Here is a 15,431-nt window from a genome sequence, read left to right as displayed (position 1 = left end):
GGGTTTATGCTTTCTTTAATGTTTACTTAATTAAATTTGATAGATAAGGAAGAGTGGATGTCTGGTTCGAATGATGTTGTTGCTAATGAAAGTGTTTCGGTAGCCGATGCGGATATGCCGTTATATGGCGCAATGGGAATGACGTTTATGCAGTTTCCGGCATTGACGACATTATCGCAAAGTGATGCTGAAGTCATCGTCAGTGGCGTGCCGTTTGATATGGCGACATCGGGGCGATCAGGTTCGCGTTTTGGGCCTCAAGGCGTGCGTCAGGCTTCCGTCAACCTGGTGTGGGAAGGCGCACGTTGGCCCTGGACGTTTGCGCTGGATGATCATCTGAATGTTGCGGATGCAGGTAACGTGAAGTTTAAACACGGTGAGCCACAAACGCTGGTGGACAATCTGGAAGCGCATATTTCACAGATTCTGGATGCAGGGAAAAGTGCCTTAACATTCGGCGGGGATCACTTCATTACCTTGCCTGTTTTGCGAGCCTACGCCAAAAAGCATGGTCCGCTAGCCTTGATTCATTTTGATGCGCATACCGATACTTATTCTGGCGGTAGTAAATATGATCACGGCACTATTTTTCATCATGCCGTACAGGAAGGTCTGGTCGATACAGAGCATTCACTGCAAATAGGTATTCGTACCGCTTATACGGTTGAAAATCATCCGTTTGAAGTATTGGATGCGGCGTGGGTCGGTGAACATGGGCCTGCTGAAACACTGAAGAGAATCAAGCAGCGTGTCGGCGATAAAAAAGCCTATGTCAGTTTTGATATTGATGGTCTGGACCCGGCGTTTGCTCCGGGCACTGGTACGCCTGTAGTGGCTGGTATCAGTATTGATTGTGCATTAAAGATTATCCGTGGCTTACAGGGTCTGAATTTGGTCGGTATGGATGTTGTTGAAGTGGCGCCGGCCTACGATCATGCCGAGATCACTTCATTGGCAGGTGCAACCCTGGCGCTGGAATACCTGTATGTGCTTGCGGCGAATAAAATAGCATAAAGAAAAAAGGCCGCCTGTGATGAGCAGGCGGCCAAGTGCATTCTTGAAGAAGGCTTAACTTATTTATTTACAGCTAAGCAATTAGAACGAACGAGACACGCTGAAGACCACGGTGTTATCGTCGGAGTCGTTGGTTTTAGCGACATCCAGTGTGTTGCTCAGGTAGTTAACCGCCAGATCTAGCCCAGCCAGGCTGCCTGATAAACCGATGGAGTAATCCTCGTAACCATAGCCGTCCCATGCGGCGCCGAAACTATGGCCTGCATGCAGGTCCAGACTGATGTTTTCAGTCACGCCATAGCTGTAATCCAGTGCGATATATTTTGAATCATCCCCACTGTTGAAATAGTCGTTGCTGTAAGCAAACGTAGCAGCAATATCCCCAAGATCGTTTAATCCGCTGTATAGCAGGGTGAAACTTACCTCTGCGTAGTCACCATCGGCGCTTTCATAACCTGGGTAGGTGTAATAAGCAAAAAAGGCGTCATAGCTCAGGTCGTCGCTAATATCGTTGCTGAAGCCTACGTAGTAATCGATTTCAATATTGGCGTCATCACCCCAGTCAACATTACTGCCCCACATGCCTGCATAGGCGCCGTTTTCAAAAGCGACATCAAGGCTGCCCTGAATGGCGGCATCACCTGAGGTCTGAGAAATACCGCGAAAACGGTAATCATTGGTAAAACCGACAGTACCTGATACCTCGGCAGCTTGAGTGCTGCTGATGACTAAAGCTAGCGTTAAACCTGTAAAAACTCTTTTCAAGGGGAGATCCTGCATCTGTAAATACCTTTTTGTTTAGAAAATGTATGAGTCATAGCGGTTCTTATTTTGTAAATAGTAGCGATCAGTTTATATACCCTTCTGTAGGTAGCTTGAAGTAGGTACTGGGTTAGCGCTACCTACTCCGGTGTATATATTGTCTTGTGTGGGTTCTCGTAGACTGGCTGTTATCTGTATTTATATAGGTTTTGATACGCTAAATGCGACCAGAACACGAACAGAACATGACCAGAACACGATCAGAGTAGAGAGAATTGATAATGACAGATCTTAGTAAGTGGAAAGCGTTAAGCGAGTCCCTGACTTTTCGCCATCAGGCGTATATCGATGGGCGTTTTCAGCCAGCGGTGAGTGGCGAAACCTTTCCCTGTATGAATCCGGCAACCGAGCAATGGTTAGCCGATGTTGCCAGCTGCGATGAAGCTGACGTTAATCTGGCGGTAGACAGTGCGCTGCAGGCTTATCGTTCTGGCGTGTGGTCAGAACTTGAGCCAAAACAGCGCAAACGTATTTTGCTCAAGTTGGCAGATCTGCTGGAACAACACAAAGATGAGTTTGCTCTGCTGGATACTCTGGATATGGGTAAGTCCATTGCGGAAATGACCGCTATCGATATTCCAGACAGCATCGATTGCATCCGCTGGACGGCGGAATGCATCGATAAGCTTTACGGTGAAATCGCCCCAACAGGAAAAGATACGCTGGCGCTGATCAGCCATGAGCCTGTAGGCGTCGTGGCGGCGATCACGCCGTGGAACTATCCGCTAATGATGGCGACATGGAAACTGGCTCCCGCTCTGGCCGCAGGAAACAGCGTTATTCTGAAGCCGTCTGAAAAGTCACCGCTGAGTGCTTTGCGCTTAGCAGAGTTGGCCACTGAAGCGGGTATTCCAGATGGTGTATTCAACGTTTTGCCGGGCTTTGGGCATACCGCCGGCAAAGCATTAGGCTTGCATAACGATGTGAACGTACTGGCCTTTACCGGTTCTACGCGGGTTGCGGGCATGTTGATGGAGTATGCGGGCCAGTCTAACCTCAAACGTGTCTGGCTGGAGGCGGGAGGTAAATCTCCGAACCTGATTTTTGCTGACTGTGAGGATGTTAAGAAAGCAGCCGCAAGCGCTGCAGCAGCGATCTTTTCAAATCAGGGTGAAGTCTGTATTGCTTGCTCTCGTTTATATGTACAGAAAAGCATTAAAGAGGAGTTTATAGCGGCACTGATTGAAGCCGCCAGCCGTTATCAGCCGGGTGATCCACTTGATCCTGCCACCAATATGGGGCCAATGGTAGATCGGGCGCAGTTAGATACGGTGGCACGCTTTATTCGCTCAGCTGAGGAAGAGGGCGGTGAAGTGTTGCTTGGCGGCTTGCCTGAATATCAGGAAGGTAAAGGCTTTTATGCCAAACCGACCATCGTTTCACAAGCGCACAATGGCATGACCTTTGTACAGGAAGAGATCTTTGGTCCGGTACTCGCGGTATGTGAGTTCGAAACAGAAGAGGAAGCGATTGCGTTAGCAAACGATTCTAAATATGGTTTGGGTGCTTCTGTGTGGACAGCTAATCTTTCACGCGCACACCGCGTCAGCCGTAAAATTCACAGTGGTATGGTGTGGGTGAATACCTGGGGTGAAGGTGACTCAACCGTACCATTCGGCGGTGTTAAAGCATCCGGCAATGGTCGGGATAAATCCTTGCATGCTTTAGAAAAGTACACTGAGCTGAAAAATGTCTGGATTCGGCTATAAGGTGGCAATCGACCACTCATAAATTAGCGCAGCCCAGGCTGCGTTAATCTTTACAGCGGACTTTACGCCGGACTTTACACAGGAGTCGCTTCGGCGCTTGGCGCGGCGGCTTCCAGTTCGTTCAGGTGGGCAAGAAACAAAGTGAATATCTCAGATTGTGTCGAAGTGCTGAGGCGCGTATGGATGTTTTTACGGTGAACCTTGACGGTACCCAGGCTGATATTCAGTTTGCCGGCAATCGCCTTAGATGAATGCCCGCGTAAAATCAGTCCCGATATCTCTTGTTCTCTACGGGTTAATACACCGCTGCCAAAAGTTTCCAGCGCTTGTTTCATGGCGCCTTCTGATTTTTCATACTGTACGTATTCCTGGCTTTGTGAGAGCCAGAATTGTCGGACCAATGAGTTGATGATCGGGTAGATCTCTTTTAACTGGTTTAACTCTGCGCGTGTAATCGTTCCTAAGCTTGAGTTACGCCCCAGTGAAATGGTGCAGGTAACCTCGTTATCCAACTCAATAATCAGGTTGATCTCATCAATCAAATCAAAATTCTTATAACAAGTTTGGTAATACTCAGTGGTTTCAAAAGAATCCGGGGCTATCTCTATAAGGCGGCTAAGGCCTGGGTTGATACCTGCCTGAATCGCATTAAAAAGAGGGTCCAGAACATAGGCCTGATTGATATAGGTGCGTAATGTCGGGCTTTGTTCAGCAGGGTCTGTCGGGTGCAGGATGATAGGTTTAAACGACTTTTTGTAAGTGACCATCAGGATAGAGCTGACATTGCATTGTGTCGCCAGCAGGTCCGCTAATGCTTTAGGAAAATTACGTAAGCGTATATGGTCGATAACGTATGCAAGGTCTTTTTGCCAGTTTGCCGAGGTACTGTCTAAGCTGGGTTTATGATTCATAAGCTCGATTTATCCTTGGTTTTTTGGGGTAATAGACGCCTGTAATACGATAAAAGTAGCAGATTTCTTAAGGAAGAGAGAGTCAGTGGCTGAATAAGTAACTGCATAAGTAATAGCGTATGTAACTGTATAAGTAAAAGCGTATGTAGCTATCTGTAAAAGAATACTATAACAGCATAAATAACAGCACCTTAACAGTGCTGTTATTTACTCGTTCTTGTTTCTCTAGCTAACGGATTTCAGTGTTAGATCAAAGCAAAGACGCGCTTTTTCGCACAGCTCATCCACTTCAGCGTGACTGATAATCAGTGGTGGTGAAGCAACCATACGGCTACCCACGGCACGCATAATCAGGCCGTTGTTAAAGCAATGATCACGACAGATCATGCCGATATCCAGATTGCCCGGGAAGAACTCTTTGGTGTCCTTGTTTTTTACCAGGGCAATCCCCGCGACTAATCCAACCCCTTCAATATGGCCCACCAGAGGATGGTCTGCGAGTGCTTCGCGTAACTTTTTCTGAAAGTAAGGGCCGATATCTTTAGCGACATATTCGACAATGTTTTCTGCTTTCATCAGGCGGATATTCGCCAGTGCAACCGCCGCCGCAACGGGATGGCCAGAGTAGGTGAAGCCGTGGTTGAAGTCGTCATTATGCTCAATAAAAGTATTCGCTATACGATTGCCCACAGCAACGGCTGAGATGGGCAAATAACCAGACGATAAGCCTTTAGCCATTGATATAATGTCCGGCTTGATACCTAACGTTTCGCTACCAAACCAGTTGCCTGTACGGCCGAAACCGCAGATGACTTCGTCAGCAGCCAGTAGAATATCGTATTTGTTACAGATTTTTTGAATCTCAGCCCAATAGTTTGCTGGCGGAACAATAACACCGCCCGCGCCTTGAATCGGCTCGCCGACAAAGGCGGCAACATTGTCGGGGCCCACCGCCAGAATTTTTTCTTCGAGTGCCTGTGCGCAGGCGATGCCGAACGCTTCTTCTGTCATATCACCGCCTTCACCGTACCAGTATGGCTGGCGAATACGCTCAATATTAGGTAGCAAAGGAGCCCCCTGTTTGTGCATGCCTGTCATGCCGCCAAGGCTGGTTCCGCCGACGGTGCTGCCGTGATAGGCGTTTTCGCGACTAATCAGGATGTTTTTGTAAGGTTTGCCCTTAATCACCCAGTAGTGGCGCACCATGCGAATGATGGTGTCGATCGCCTCAGAACCTGAGTTCGCAAAAAAGATGTGATTAAGGTCGCCCGGAGTAATGCTGGCGATCTCTTTGGCAAGTTCAGCAACGGGTGTATGTGTTGTCTGGAAAAAGGTGTTGTAAAAGGGCAGTTCTGTCATCTGCTTGGTCGCTGCTTCTGTCAGCTCTTTACGTCCATAGCCCATGTTGACGCACCACAGGCCTGCCATGCCGTCGAGAATTTTATTGCCTTCGCTGTCCCAGATATAGACACCTTCTCCCTTGGTAATAATACGCGCACCTTTTTTGTTGAGGGCACCGGTATTCGTGAACGGGTGCAAATGGTGCTCAGCATCAAGCGACTGAATCTCTGTTGTGATTGATGAACAATTTTCTTTATCGGTGTGCATCTTGCTCTCCGGAATACTTTCACCCGCAGTTGAAAGCGTAATAAGGGATCACATTGATACCATTAAATGTGATCATAAAAATGGGATGTCTTAATCGGCGTTTGTTCCGTGACTGTTCGTTATTTTGTGATCACAAAATTTAAAAGTCAATAAAAAAGCTGACTAAAAATCGCGTAAGGGTTTTGCCAGATACGCTTGCGGGCACGTTTTTGATCTGGGTATGCTGGTTATAAAATGGACAGGGGAAGGGATGCTTTAGTGGGCGGCCATGTGCGATTGTTCGATAAAACTGTGTAAAAGCTCGGGGGTACCGGCAAAGGCAATTCCTTCACGAATATCTGCCGTGATGGCAAGCTGTAGAGCGAACGCATCCTGGTTTTCGATGGCCGTCATGGCTTCATTATGCCGGTCAATCAGGTAATGCTCTTCCAGTTTGCTGGTGGCTAACCGCATGAATGGCCCTAACTGTAACCACAGGCTTTCAATCAGAGGCAGTGTTACCTGGTGCGGGTTGGCGGTATACAGCAAGCGGTGAAAATTCTGGTTGAGTATGCTGATCTGCTCAAGATTGTTCTCTTCCTGGGCTATGTTAATCAATTGATCAAGACTACGCAGCCGCATGAAGCGAGCCTTATCAATATAAGGTAACGCTCTGGCAGCCGCATGCGATTCGATAGCGATACGCGCTTCGTACAGTTCAGTAAATTTCATGGCGGTCATTTTAGGCACCATGACGCGACGGTTTCCCTGAATTTCCAGTGCCTTTTCGGCGGACAATTGGCGCAACGCTTCTCTGATGGGCATGGGGCTGACATCGAGTAGTGTTGCTAGTTCGCGTATCGTTAACGACCGTCCCGGTAGTATCTGGCCGTTCATAACGGCGCCTCTTAATGTCTCATATACCCACTGGGTGATAGTTACAGCGCCATCGCGCTCAGTTAATGTGATTTTAATAGGAGACTTCTTGTCCATAATCGCTTTTGGTTCTGGCTGTTTTTTTCTATTCTAATGCGATCACTAAACAAGGTGTATGATTTTTTTAGTAAAGCCTGTAATGAAGCTGTTTTATTTTTCCGATGACAAGAATATTGTTCTTTGTGATCACAAAATATAGTTATTTCTTGAAGTGATTATGTGAAACTATGTACATATTATTTCATTAAAAAATGTATAAAAAAGATGTTGAGCGAGAATTTGCTATGAATGCTAAAAAGGGTAATGAGTTTGATCTGTTTATTGTAGATTTAAACGGTAATTTGCGCGGCAAACGTATGCCGGGCAGTGCTTTATATAAAGTCATGGACGAAGGTGTGAAGTTGCCTCGTTCCGTGCTTGGATTTGATTTCTGGGGCGATGACGTTCTGGAAAACGGCCTGGTCTTTGAAACAGGCGATAGTGATGGCGTATGCATGCCGGTGCATGATGACGCCATCCCTGTGCCTTGGGCAGATTCTCCGCGCGACCAGGTGTTGGCAATGATGTTTAACCCCGACGGCTCGCCTTTTGGTGCAGATCCACGTCAGGTGTTAAGCGGTGTTGTGAAGCGCTTTAAAGACTTGGGTTTGACGCCTGTTGTTGCAACAGAACTTGAGTTTTATCTGATGGACGGGATGTCCGAAGAAACTCAGCGTCCGCGTCCACCGGTATTAATTGAAGGGCACGGACGTCGTCTGTCTGAAACAGACTGCTACTCGATTGATGAAATGGACTGCTTATCAGCCTTCTTTACCGAAGTGCGTGAAGTCTGCGATATCCAGTGCGTTCCTGCTGACACTATTATTTCTGAGCTTGGCCCTGGCCAATTCGAGATAAACCTGAATCATGTGCCCGACCCTATGTTGGCCGGCGACCAGGCGATTATGTTCAAGCGTCTGGTAAAAGGGATAGCCAGAAAGCAGGGTTATTCCGCGACGTTTATGGCTAAGCCTTACGCTAAAAAAAGCGGTAACGGCATGCATGTTCACTTCAGCTTGCTGAATGAAGCGGGTGAGAATGTATTCGACAATGGCGGCGAAGAAGGAACGGATGTGATGAGGCATGCGGTTGCCGGCTTAATGCATACGATGGCAGATGGCATGTTGACCTTTGCTCCGCATATGAACTCTTATCGCCGCTTTATGGTCGGTGCTCATGCGCCTACATATGCAAGCTGGGGATATGAAAACCGTACGGTCGCTATTCGTATTCCAGAAAGCCCGCCAGTCGCTCGTCGTATAGAGCACCGTGTTGCGGGTGCTGATGCTAACCCTTATCTGGTGTTAGCTTCAATTTTGGGCGGTGCGCTCTATGGCATCGAAAACAAGTTGCAACCACCGGCCCCAATTAAAGGGGATGCGAATGCGGAAACTGCAGAAACTGATGACAACCTGGTTTTGCCCATCAAATGGGATGATGCCACTGCCATCTTTACTAAAAGCGATGTACTGAAAGAGTATCTTGGTGAAGAGTTTATTCGTGTTTATTCGGCGGCGAAGCGGCAAGAGCAAAGAAAGCTACATGAGCAGATCTCGGATATCGAGTACGAAGCGTATCTTGGCCTCTTGTAATAAGTAGTAGTAATTAAGAGCTGTAATCAAGAGTTGTAACCAATAGCGCTGATACTTTCGGCTAAATACCCCCCGGTGGGTATTTAGCCTGAAAGCCGAGCTAGCGTAAATTGATGGGAATGCTTTTACATGGACGATAAGTTTTCTGCAAGGATTGTCAGAAAGATAAAAAATAATAAGAGATAGTTTTGTATTTGAGGTTTGCACGTTAATCGATACAAAGCTGTTGCTGAAGTTAGATAACACGAGTTTCAGATAACTTTTAGTTAAGACAGGCACTGCCTGATGGAGAATATTAATGAGTCCTAAAAAACTGGGTTTAGTCACTGCTTTGGCGATTACGCTTTCTACCGCTGCTGTTGCACAAGAGCAGGTTCTTAATATTTACAACTGGTCAGACTATATTAACCCTGAAGCGGTTGCTCAGTTTGAACAGGAAACAGGTATTAAAGTTAACTATGACGTTTATGATTCTAACGAGGTATTAGAAGCCAAGTTGATGTCTGGTAGTACCGGTTATGATCTTGTTGTACCTACAGGGGCATTTTTAGAACGTCATGTTCAGGCGGGTATTTATGCAGAGATTGATCGTTCTAAACTCACCAACTACGGCAACCTTGATAGCGTCCTGACGGAAAAAATTGCCCGTCACGATGTCGATAATAAGCACAACGTACCTTATGCCTGGGGGACGATTGGCCTGGGTTATAACGAAGCGATGGTTAAAGAGCGCCTGGGAGATATGCCGTTTGATACATTGGACCTTATCTTTAAACCGGAAGTGGCTGCAAAGTTAGCTGATTGTGGTATCGGTCTGCTTGACTCACCTGCTGAGGTGATCTCTATTGCGCTGAATTATCTGGGATTGGATCCTAACTCTGAGAAAAAGGCTGATCTAAAAAAAGCGACTGAGCTGATGAACTCAGTACGCGATAGTTACAAGTATTTCCACTCAGGTAAATATATCTCTGACCTTGCTAATGGTGAGATCTGTGTAGCGCTGGGTTATAACGGCGATATCCTGCAGGCTCAGAGCCGTGCGGAAGAAGCAGGCCAGGGTAACGTCATTGGTTTTGCGATTCCAAAGGAAGGCACCTTAGTGTGGTTTGATCTGATGGCGATTCCTGCTGATGCCCCACACCCTGACGCTGCTCACCAATTCATCGATTTTGTACTCAAAGCAGAAACCGCCGCCGGTATCTCTAACTATGTTTATTACGCCGTAGCGAATACCGCCGCAGAGCCTCTGTTGCTTGATGAAGTACGTAACAACCCGGGTATTTATCCTTCAAATGAAGTAAAGGCAAACCTGTTCACCCAAAATGCACATACAGCCAAGTTTGACCGTCTGTTAACGCGTGCATGGAGTGGTATTAAAACGGGCCGTTAACATTGGTAGTCATTGCTGACTAAAAAGGGGGGTGAAATATTCACCCCTTTATTCAACATATCAAACATATTTAAGAGTTTCTAAATAAGCCTTCGGTTGGTTTTATAACAACCTGACAAAGCTGCCTGGCTTCTGGGCTTATTTAGAGATTCCCTGAGAAGAATAAATAGCCAAGGGGTTGTTATGACGTTGTCCCAACATAGCGAACTGCACACGTCGTCGAAGACGAATTCTGTTGAAATACCATTATGGAAACAGGAAGGCGCTGAGCCGTTTCTTAAAATTGAAAATGTAACCAAGAAGTTCGGAGAGTTTACGGCGGTAGATAATATCTCGCTGGATATCTATAAAAATGAACTCTTTTGTCTTTTAGGTGGTTCTGGATCAGGCAAGAGTACTTTACTGCGTATTCTGGCAGGTTTTGAATCCGCCAGTAGTGGCCGAATTCTGATAGACGGCATTGATATGGCGGGTGTTCAGCCGTGGAATCGCCCCGTCAATATGATGTTTCAATCGTATGCGCTTTTTCCGCATTTAACGGTAGCCGATAACATTGCTTTTGGTCTGAAGCGTGAAGGTGTGGCGCGTAGTGAAGTTAAACAGCGCGTTGATCAAATGTTGGATATGGTGCAGTTGGGACATCTGGGTAAGCGAAAGCCTAATCAGCTATCCGGCGGGCAGCGCCAGCGTGTTGCCTTGGCGCGTTCATTGATTAAACGCCCAAAGCTATTGCTACTGGATGAGCCGCTCGGCGCATTGGATAAAAAGCTGCGTGAAGAAACTCAGTTTGAATTAATTAATATCCAGGAGCAGTTAGGCGTAACTTTCGTGGTGGTTACGCATGACCAGGAAGAAGCGATGACGCTGGCAACACGAATCGGCGTTATGAATAATGGCGTGATTGTACAAACCGCCGAGCCGCACCTGGTGTATGAATATCCGAATAGCCGTTTTGTTGCCGAGTTTGTCGGTTCGGTGAACTTGTTCGAAGGGCAGATAATTGAAGATCTTCCGGATAGTGTACGCATACGCTCTAAAGAAGCGGGAGCTGAATTTTTTGTTAATCATGGTATCAGCTGTGCACCTAACCAGACGGTACATATGGCGATACGTCCCGAAAAAATAAAAATAAGCCGTAATAAACCCGAGCAGGCGAATAATTGGATTGAAGGTGTTATTGAAGATATCGCCTACATGGGTAGCTTGTCCGTGTTTAAAGTACGTTTGGCCAGTGGTAAAGATGTGCGTGTTACCCAACCGAACTTTGTGCGGGACATGGGGGCTCGATTTACCTGGCATGATAAAGTTTACCTTTCGTGGCAGATAGATAGCAGTGTGGTGCTGACATCATGAGTGTTTCAACAGGGGCTGCATGGATTGATAAATCTGCATCGGGGATGGCGAAATATAATATTTTCAGAAGTGTGAACTGGGGGCGCTTAGGCGTTATTGCCGTTCCTGCACTCTGGTTAGGTGTTTTTTTCTTCATTCCCTTTCTGGTGGTATTCAAAATATCCTTGTCGGAATCTGCGATTGCAATACCACCATACACGGCGATATTTGAGTGGGACCTTGAAGAGGCGTATGCCACCTTTAAGCTGAATCTGGGTAATTATTTTTATCTCATAGAAGATGATTTTTATCTGGATGCCTATATAAATTCGGTTAAAATTGCGGCTGTTTCCACATTTTTTGCACTGATTGTCGGTTTCCCTGTTGCTTATCTGATCGCACGCAGCAAGCCTTCAACTCGTGTTGTCTTACTGGCATTGGTGATTCTGCCTTTCTGGACGTCATTCCTGTTGCGCGTCTACGCCTGGATGGGTTTTCTGAAAAAGAATGGTGTTGTGAATGAGTTCTTATTATCCATAGGCATTATCGATCAACCCCTGGTGATGTTGCAGACTGACTTTGCTGTGTATATCGGCATTGTTTATACCTATCTGCCTTTCATGATTCTGCCATTGTATACCGCACTCGAAAAGATGGATCTGACCCTACTGGAAGCGGCTGAAGACCTAGGGGCACGTCCACTCCAAAGTTTCTTTATGATCACCTTACCATTGGCTGTTCCAGGGATCATTGCCGGCTGTATTCTGGTGTTTATTCCTGCTGTCGGTGAGTTCGTGATACCGGCATTACTGGGTGGCTCGGACACGCTGATGATTGGGCGGGTACTGTGGGATGAGTTCTTCCTTAATCGGGATTGGCCGATGGCCTCGGCCGTCGCTATTGTTATGCTGGTGGTATTGGTGCTGCCGATTATGCTTATCCGAAACGCTCAGGGTAAAGAGGAGGCGCACTCATGAAACGTCGCTCACTGTTTCTCAATACGACGGCTATTATGGGGTTTGTTTTCCTCTACGCACCGATAATATCCCTGATTGTTTACAGTTTTAATAAGTCTAAGCTGGTCACTGTCTGGGGTGGCTGGTCTCTCAAATGGTATACCGAGCTGTTTAATAATCAGCAGATTATTGATGCAGCGTTGGTCAGTTTTAAAATTGCACTGGTCAGTGCCAGCCTGGCTGTGGTATTGGGCACGATGGCTGGTTTTGTTTTATCCCGTATGGGGCGTTTCCGTGGCAAGATGATTTTATCGGGTTGGATAACGGCGCCACTGGTGATGCCGGAAGTGATAACCGGTTTGTCCTTACTGCTGCTGTTTGTTGCAATGGAAGGCATGTTCGGCTGGCCATCAGGACGCGGTACCGGAACGATTATCATAGCTCATACCACCTTTTGTATGGCGTATGTCGCCGTTATTGTGCAATCCCGCTTAGCGTCAATCGATGAAACCTTAGAAGAAGCAGCAATGGACCTGGGGGCAAAACCTTCCACGTTGTTTTTTCTGGTTACTTTGCCTTTGATTGCTCCGGCACTTATCTCTGGTTGGTTGTTGTCCTTTACCTTGTCTTTGGATGATCTGGTTATTGCCAGTTTCGTATCCGGTCCTGGCAACAGCACTTTACCCATGGTGATCTTCTCCAAAGTTCGTTTGGGTGTGACGCCGGAAGTGAATGCGCTGGCGACTATCATGATCGCGATTGTCGCCTTGGGTGTATTGGCGGCGATGTATCAAATGAGACGACAAACAAAACTGCTGTCTAATCATGAATAGCGCTGCAAAAGAAGCGTTTGTAAGTGGCTTGTAAGCAAAGAGCAGAAGCTTTTCATAAGCTTCTGCTCCAATAAACAGTGTGTAATAATCGAGAAAGAACGAAGTGGTGGGTCATAAAATGAAATTAGGTATCCTTGCAACGGGGATTACTCCCGATGAACTGCTGGGCACATTTGGCTCTTATGCGGATATGTTTGTTCAGCTGTTTAACCAAGCAGACTGCGCCTTCGAATATGAAGTGTTTGATGTGCGCGAAGATGAGTTTCCTGAGAATGCCGGCGTGTGTGACGGTTGGATAATTACAGGCTCAAAGTTTAACGTATATCAGAATCTGCCTTGGATGCAAAAGCTCAAAGCGCTGATCCTGCAGATTCATGCCGAGAATAAACCGATGGTCGGCATCTGCTTTGGGCATCAGATAATTGCCGAAGCGTTTAATGGAAAAGTGGATAAATATGACGGTGGCTGGGGTGTGGGTTTGCAGCGCTATGAGTTGACCGGTGAGTTTGACTTTATCCCAACAAGCGAAAGCTCATTTACGATTAATTCCATGCATCAGGATCAGGTAATCGACAAGCCGGCTAATGCGCAGGTATTTGCGACGTCTGACTTCTGCCAATATGCAGGCCTTATCTATGATGACAGGATACTCACCATTCAGGCGCATCCGGAATTCACGCTGGAATTTGAAGACGTATTGGTCAACGCACGCAAAGGCAAGGTTGTCCCCCTTGATGTAGCGGAGCAAGGCTTAGCCACACTGCGCCAGCCTGGTGCAGCCACCGATTCTTGTGAAGTAGCGCGTTGGATGGCGGCGTTTTTGAAGAGCAGAGCGGTGAGTTAGCGGTCTTCCTTATATTTCTTCCGGTAATAAGATTTCAGCGGTTGCTTGAGCCGTGTGTGAGAGCAGGTAAAGGTAGGTCGTGTTGAATTTAAGGCACAAAAAAAGCGGATACTTTTCAGCTCCGCTTTTCTCATTGCATCGATATAGCCACATTAGCTTGAGTGCAGCAGGTTAGGCTTGCTAACTACTGGCTTAATCGCTGTTGATAGTAGATTGATCCAATAGGCTTTACGCGCCTGGCGTGCTTCACGCTTAATTAGCTTGTTGTATTCCGTAGCCAAACGCAGGAAATAGTCCTTTTCTGGCTCACGATAGGTAGGTACGAAATTTTGTCTGAATTCATCTAAGTTGGTCATGGCGTTCTCTACAAGTCTGTCAGTGATTAGCTATCAGCATGAGTGGCTGAAAGTGCCCTCTATGTCAGGATAGTAGTAAAATAGAAGTGCATTCTAGGGTTGATATTGCGTTGCAACAAGAGATCTTTTTTAACCATTTAGATGAGATAAATTCATCATTAGAAGCTAGAGAATATGAGCCAGCCCAGCCTTAAGAAGAGACGTTAGATATCAAGTACCACCGGTGCCTGAATTGATCTTTTTCATATAGTGCGCAAGTGCTTGATCTTGCAGGTTACTGGATTGAGTGAGGGCGTTATAAACGCCGACCTGATCTTCCTTTTTACGTAGCTGCCCCAGTTTAAGTTTGCCTTCAATATTTGATAATTCGACCTTGAGGCCCACAATGCCTGGCAGCATCTTGTCTCAGAATTCGTCGCTAATGATATTTTTATCTATTAAAAGCCCGGGCTCATATTGACCAACCACCGCTTCAACGGCGTCTAACGTTTGTTTATCGTCTAGCAGAGAAACGATGCCGTAGGCATGAACAGCCGCATAGTTCCAGGTAGGTACTGCAGGTGATTGAGCGTACCAGCTAGGTGAAATGTAACTGTGCGGACCCGAAAATATGATGAGTACTTCTTTATTGTCGAGTTCTTTCCAGTGCGGGTTGGCTTTGGCGCAATGGCTATAAAGCACACCATTGTCTCCTTCATCGCGATGTAGAACAAAAGGCAGATGTGTACCGGTTAATGAGTCGGAGACAATAACGCCAAAACCAAACTCATCGATAAAATCGTGAGCGGTGGATAAGTCATCCATCTTCATATTACTTGGAATGTACATACTGCTCCTCATCGCTATCGCTAACTCCCGATTGTTGCCATTTTAAGCCCTGCAAAAAACGAGCATGCGGTCGGCAATAATGTATCTAATGGAGTCATCTAGCTACTCAGGTGTTTTTTATTCAGCTTTGGATTGATAAATTAACAGTTACAGCCGGTTTGTACAGGTCCACTATTGTAAGTTCCTGTAGAACCATCATGGCAATGTTTTGGCACACATTAGTCGGATGAACAGTTTCTGCCAGAGAGATGTTTTGTAATCTGGTACGGTGATGATGTGTCA

The 15,431-nt window shown here is 46.5% G+C and carries 15 protein-coding genes; 8 read left to right on the top strand and 7 right to left on the bottom strand.

The window, feature by feature from the left end:
- Positions 1 to 57: 57 nt before the first annotated feature.
- Complete coding sequence (gene speB / locus BM099_RS04440; protein ID WP_232348860.1) at positions 58 to 1,014, top strand: agmatinase; 957 nt, start codon at positions 58 to 60, stop codon at positions 1,012 to 1,014.
- Between the two features lie 81 nt (positions 1,015 to 1,095).
- Here the strand turns inward: speB and BM099_RS04435 are convergent, their stop codons facing one another.
- Complete coding sequence (locus BM099_RS04435) at positions 1,096 to 1,779, bottom strand: TorF family putative porin (protein WP_090725264.1); 684 nt, start codon at positions 1,777 to 1,779, stop codon at positions 1,096 to 1,098.
- A gap of 278 nt (positions 1,780 to 2,057) precedes the next feature.
- Between BM099_RS04435 and BM099_RS04430 the strand changes: the two genes are divergently transcribed.
- Complete coding sequence (locus BM099_RS04430) at positions 2,058 to 3,545, top strand: aldehyde dehydrogenase (RefSeq protein WP_090724955.1); 1,488 nt, start codon at positions 2,058 to 2,060, stop codon at positions 3,543 to 3,545.
- A 74-nt stretch (positions 3,546 to 3,619) separates the two neighbouring features.
- On the opposite strand, the gene BM099_RS04425 is transcribed toward BM099_RS04430, so the two are convergent.
- The 3 genes from BM099_RS04425 to BM099_RS04415 all read right to left on the bottom strand — a co-directional run bounded on the left by BM099_RS04425 (position 3,620) and on the right by BM099_RS04415 (position 7,036).
- Positions 3,620 to 4,456, bottom strand: a complete 837-nt coding sequence (locus tag BM099_RS04425; RefSeq protein ID WP_090724952.1) for a helix-turn-helix domain-containing protein — start codon at positions 4,454 to 4,456, stop codon at positions 3,620 to 3,622.
- 225 nt (positions 4,457 to 4,681) lie between these two features.
- Positions 4,682 to 6,064 (bottom strand): aspartate aminotransferase family protein, encoded by a 1,383-nt coding sequence (locus BM099_RS04420; protein WP_090724949.1) that lies wholly within the window; start codon positions 6,062 to 6,064, stop codon positions 4,682 to 4,684.
- Between the two features lie 255 nt (positions 6,065 to 6,319).
- Entirely contained in the window at positions 6,320 to 7,036 is a 717-nt protein-coding gene (locus tag BM099_RS04415; protein WP_090724946.1) for a GntR family transcriptional regulator, read from the bottom strand.
- Positions 7,037 to 7,263: 227 nt separating this feature from the next.
- Between BM099_RS04415 and BM099_RS04410 the strand changes: the two genes are divergently transcribed.
- The 6 genes from BM099_RS04410 (at position 7,264) to BM099_RS04385 (ending at position 13,965) form a co-directional block, all read left to right on the top strand.
- A complete protein-coding gene (locus BM099_RS04410; protein ID WP_090725262.1) occupies positions 7,264 to 8,610 on the top strand; it encodes a glutamine synthetase family protein in 1,347 nt (448 codons plus the stop codon).
- A 298-nt stretch (positions 8,611 to 8,908) separates the two neighbouring features.
- Positions 8,909 to 10,000 (top strand): polyamine ABC transporter substrate-binding protein, encoded by a 1,092-nt coding sequence (locus BM099_RS04405; RefSeq protein WP_090724944.1) that lies wholly within the window; start codon positions 8,909 to 8,911, stop codon positions 9,998 to 10,000.
- A gap of 183 nt (positions 10,001 to 10,183) precedes the next feature.
- Complete coding sequence (locus BM099_RS04400; RefSeq protein ID WP_090724941.1) at positions 10,184 to 11,353, top strand: ABC transporter ATP-binding protein; 1,170 nt, start codon at positions 10,184 to 10,186, stop codon at positions 11,351 to 11,353.
- Positions 11,350 to 12,309 (top strand): ABC transporter permease subunit, encoded by a 960-nt coding sequence (locus BM099_RS04395; RefSeq protein WP_090724938.1) that lies wholly within the window; start codon positions 11,350 to 11,352, stop codon positions 12,307 to 12,309. Before BM099_RS04400 ends, BM099_RS04395 begins: the two co-directional genes overlap by 4 nt.
- On the top strand, positions 12,306 to 13,121 hold the full coding sequence (locus BM099_RS04390) for an ABC transporter permease subunit (protein WP_090724935.1): 816 nt from the start codon (positions 12,306 to 12,308) through the stop codon (positions 13,119 to 13,121). Before BM099_RS04395 ends, BM099_RS04390 begins: the two co-directional genes overlap by 4 nt.
- Before the next feature lie 118 nt (positions 13,122 to 13,239).
- Positions 13,240 to 13,965: a glutamine amidotransferase-related protein gene (locus BM099_RS04385; protein ID WP_090725260.1), complete on the top strand. Its 726-nt coding sequence runs from the start codon at positions 13,240 to 13,242 to the stop codon at positions 13,963 to 13,965.
- 152 nt (positions 13,966 to 14,117) lie between these two features.
- On the opposite strand, the gene BM099_RS04380 is transcribed toward BM099_RS04385, so the two are convergent.
- The 3 genes from BM099_RS04380 to BM099_RS04375 form a co-directional block, all read right to left on the bottom strand.
- On the bottom strand, positions 14,118 to 14,321 hold the full coding sequence (locus tag BM099_RS04380; RefSeq protein ID WP_090724933.1) for a hypothetical protein: 204 nt from the start codon (positions 14,319 to 14,321) through the stop codon (positions 14,118 to 14,120).
- A 210-nt stretch (positions 14,322 to 14,531) separates the two neighbouring features.
- The gene (locus BM099_RS20545; protein WP_198064063.1) at positions 14,532 to 14,720 is read right to left on the bottom strand and encodes a hypothetical protein; all 189 of its coding nucleotides are present in this window, start codon (positions 14,718 to 14,720) and stop codon (positions 14,532 to 14,534) included.
- A 6-nt stretch (positions 14,721 to 14,726) separates the two neighbouring features.
- Positions 14,727 to 15,149: an FMN-binding negative transcriptional regulator gene (locus BM099_RS04375; protein WP_198064062.1), complete on the bottom strand. Its 423-nt coding sequence runs from the start codon at positions 15,147 to 15,149 to the stop codon at positions 14,727 to 14,729.
- Between the last annotated feature and the right edge of the window lie 282 nt (positions 15,150 to 15,431).

The organism is Neptunomonas qingdaonensis, assembly GCF_900113275.1.
Lineage (GTDB): Bacteria > Pseudomonadota > Gammaproteobacteria > Pseudomonadales > Balneatricaceae > Neptunomonas > Neptunomonas qingdaonensis.
The sequence above is the reverse complement of the archived record's forward strand: the minus strand, read 5'-3'. Positions and strand labels throughout refer to the sequence as shown.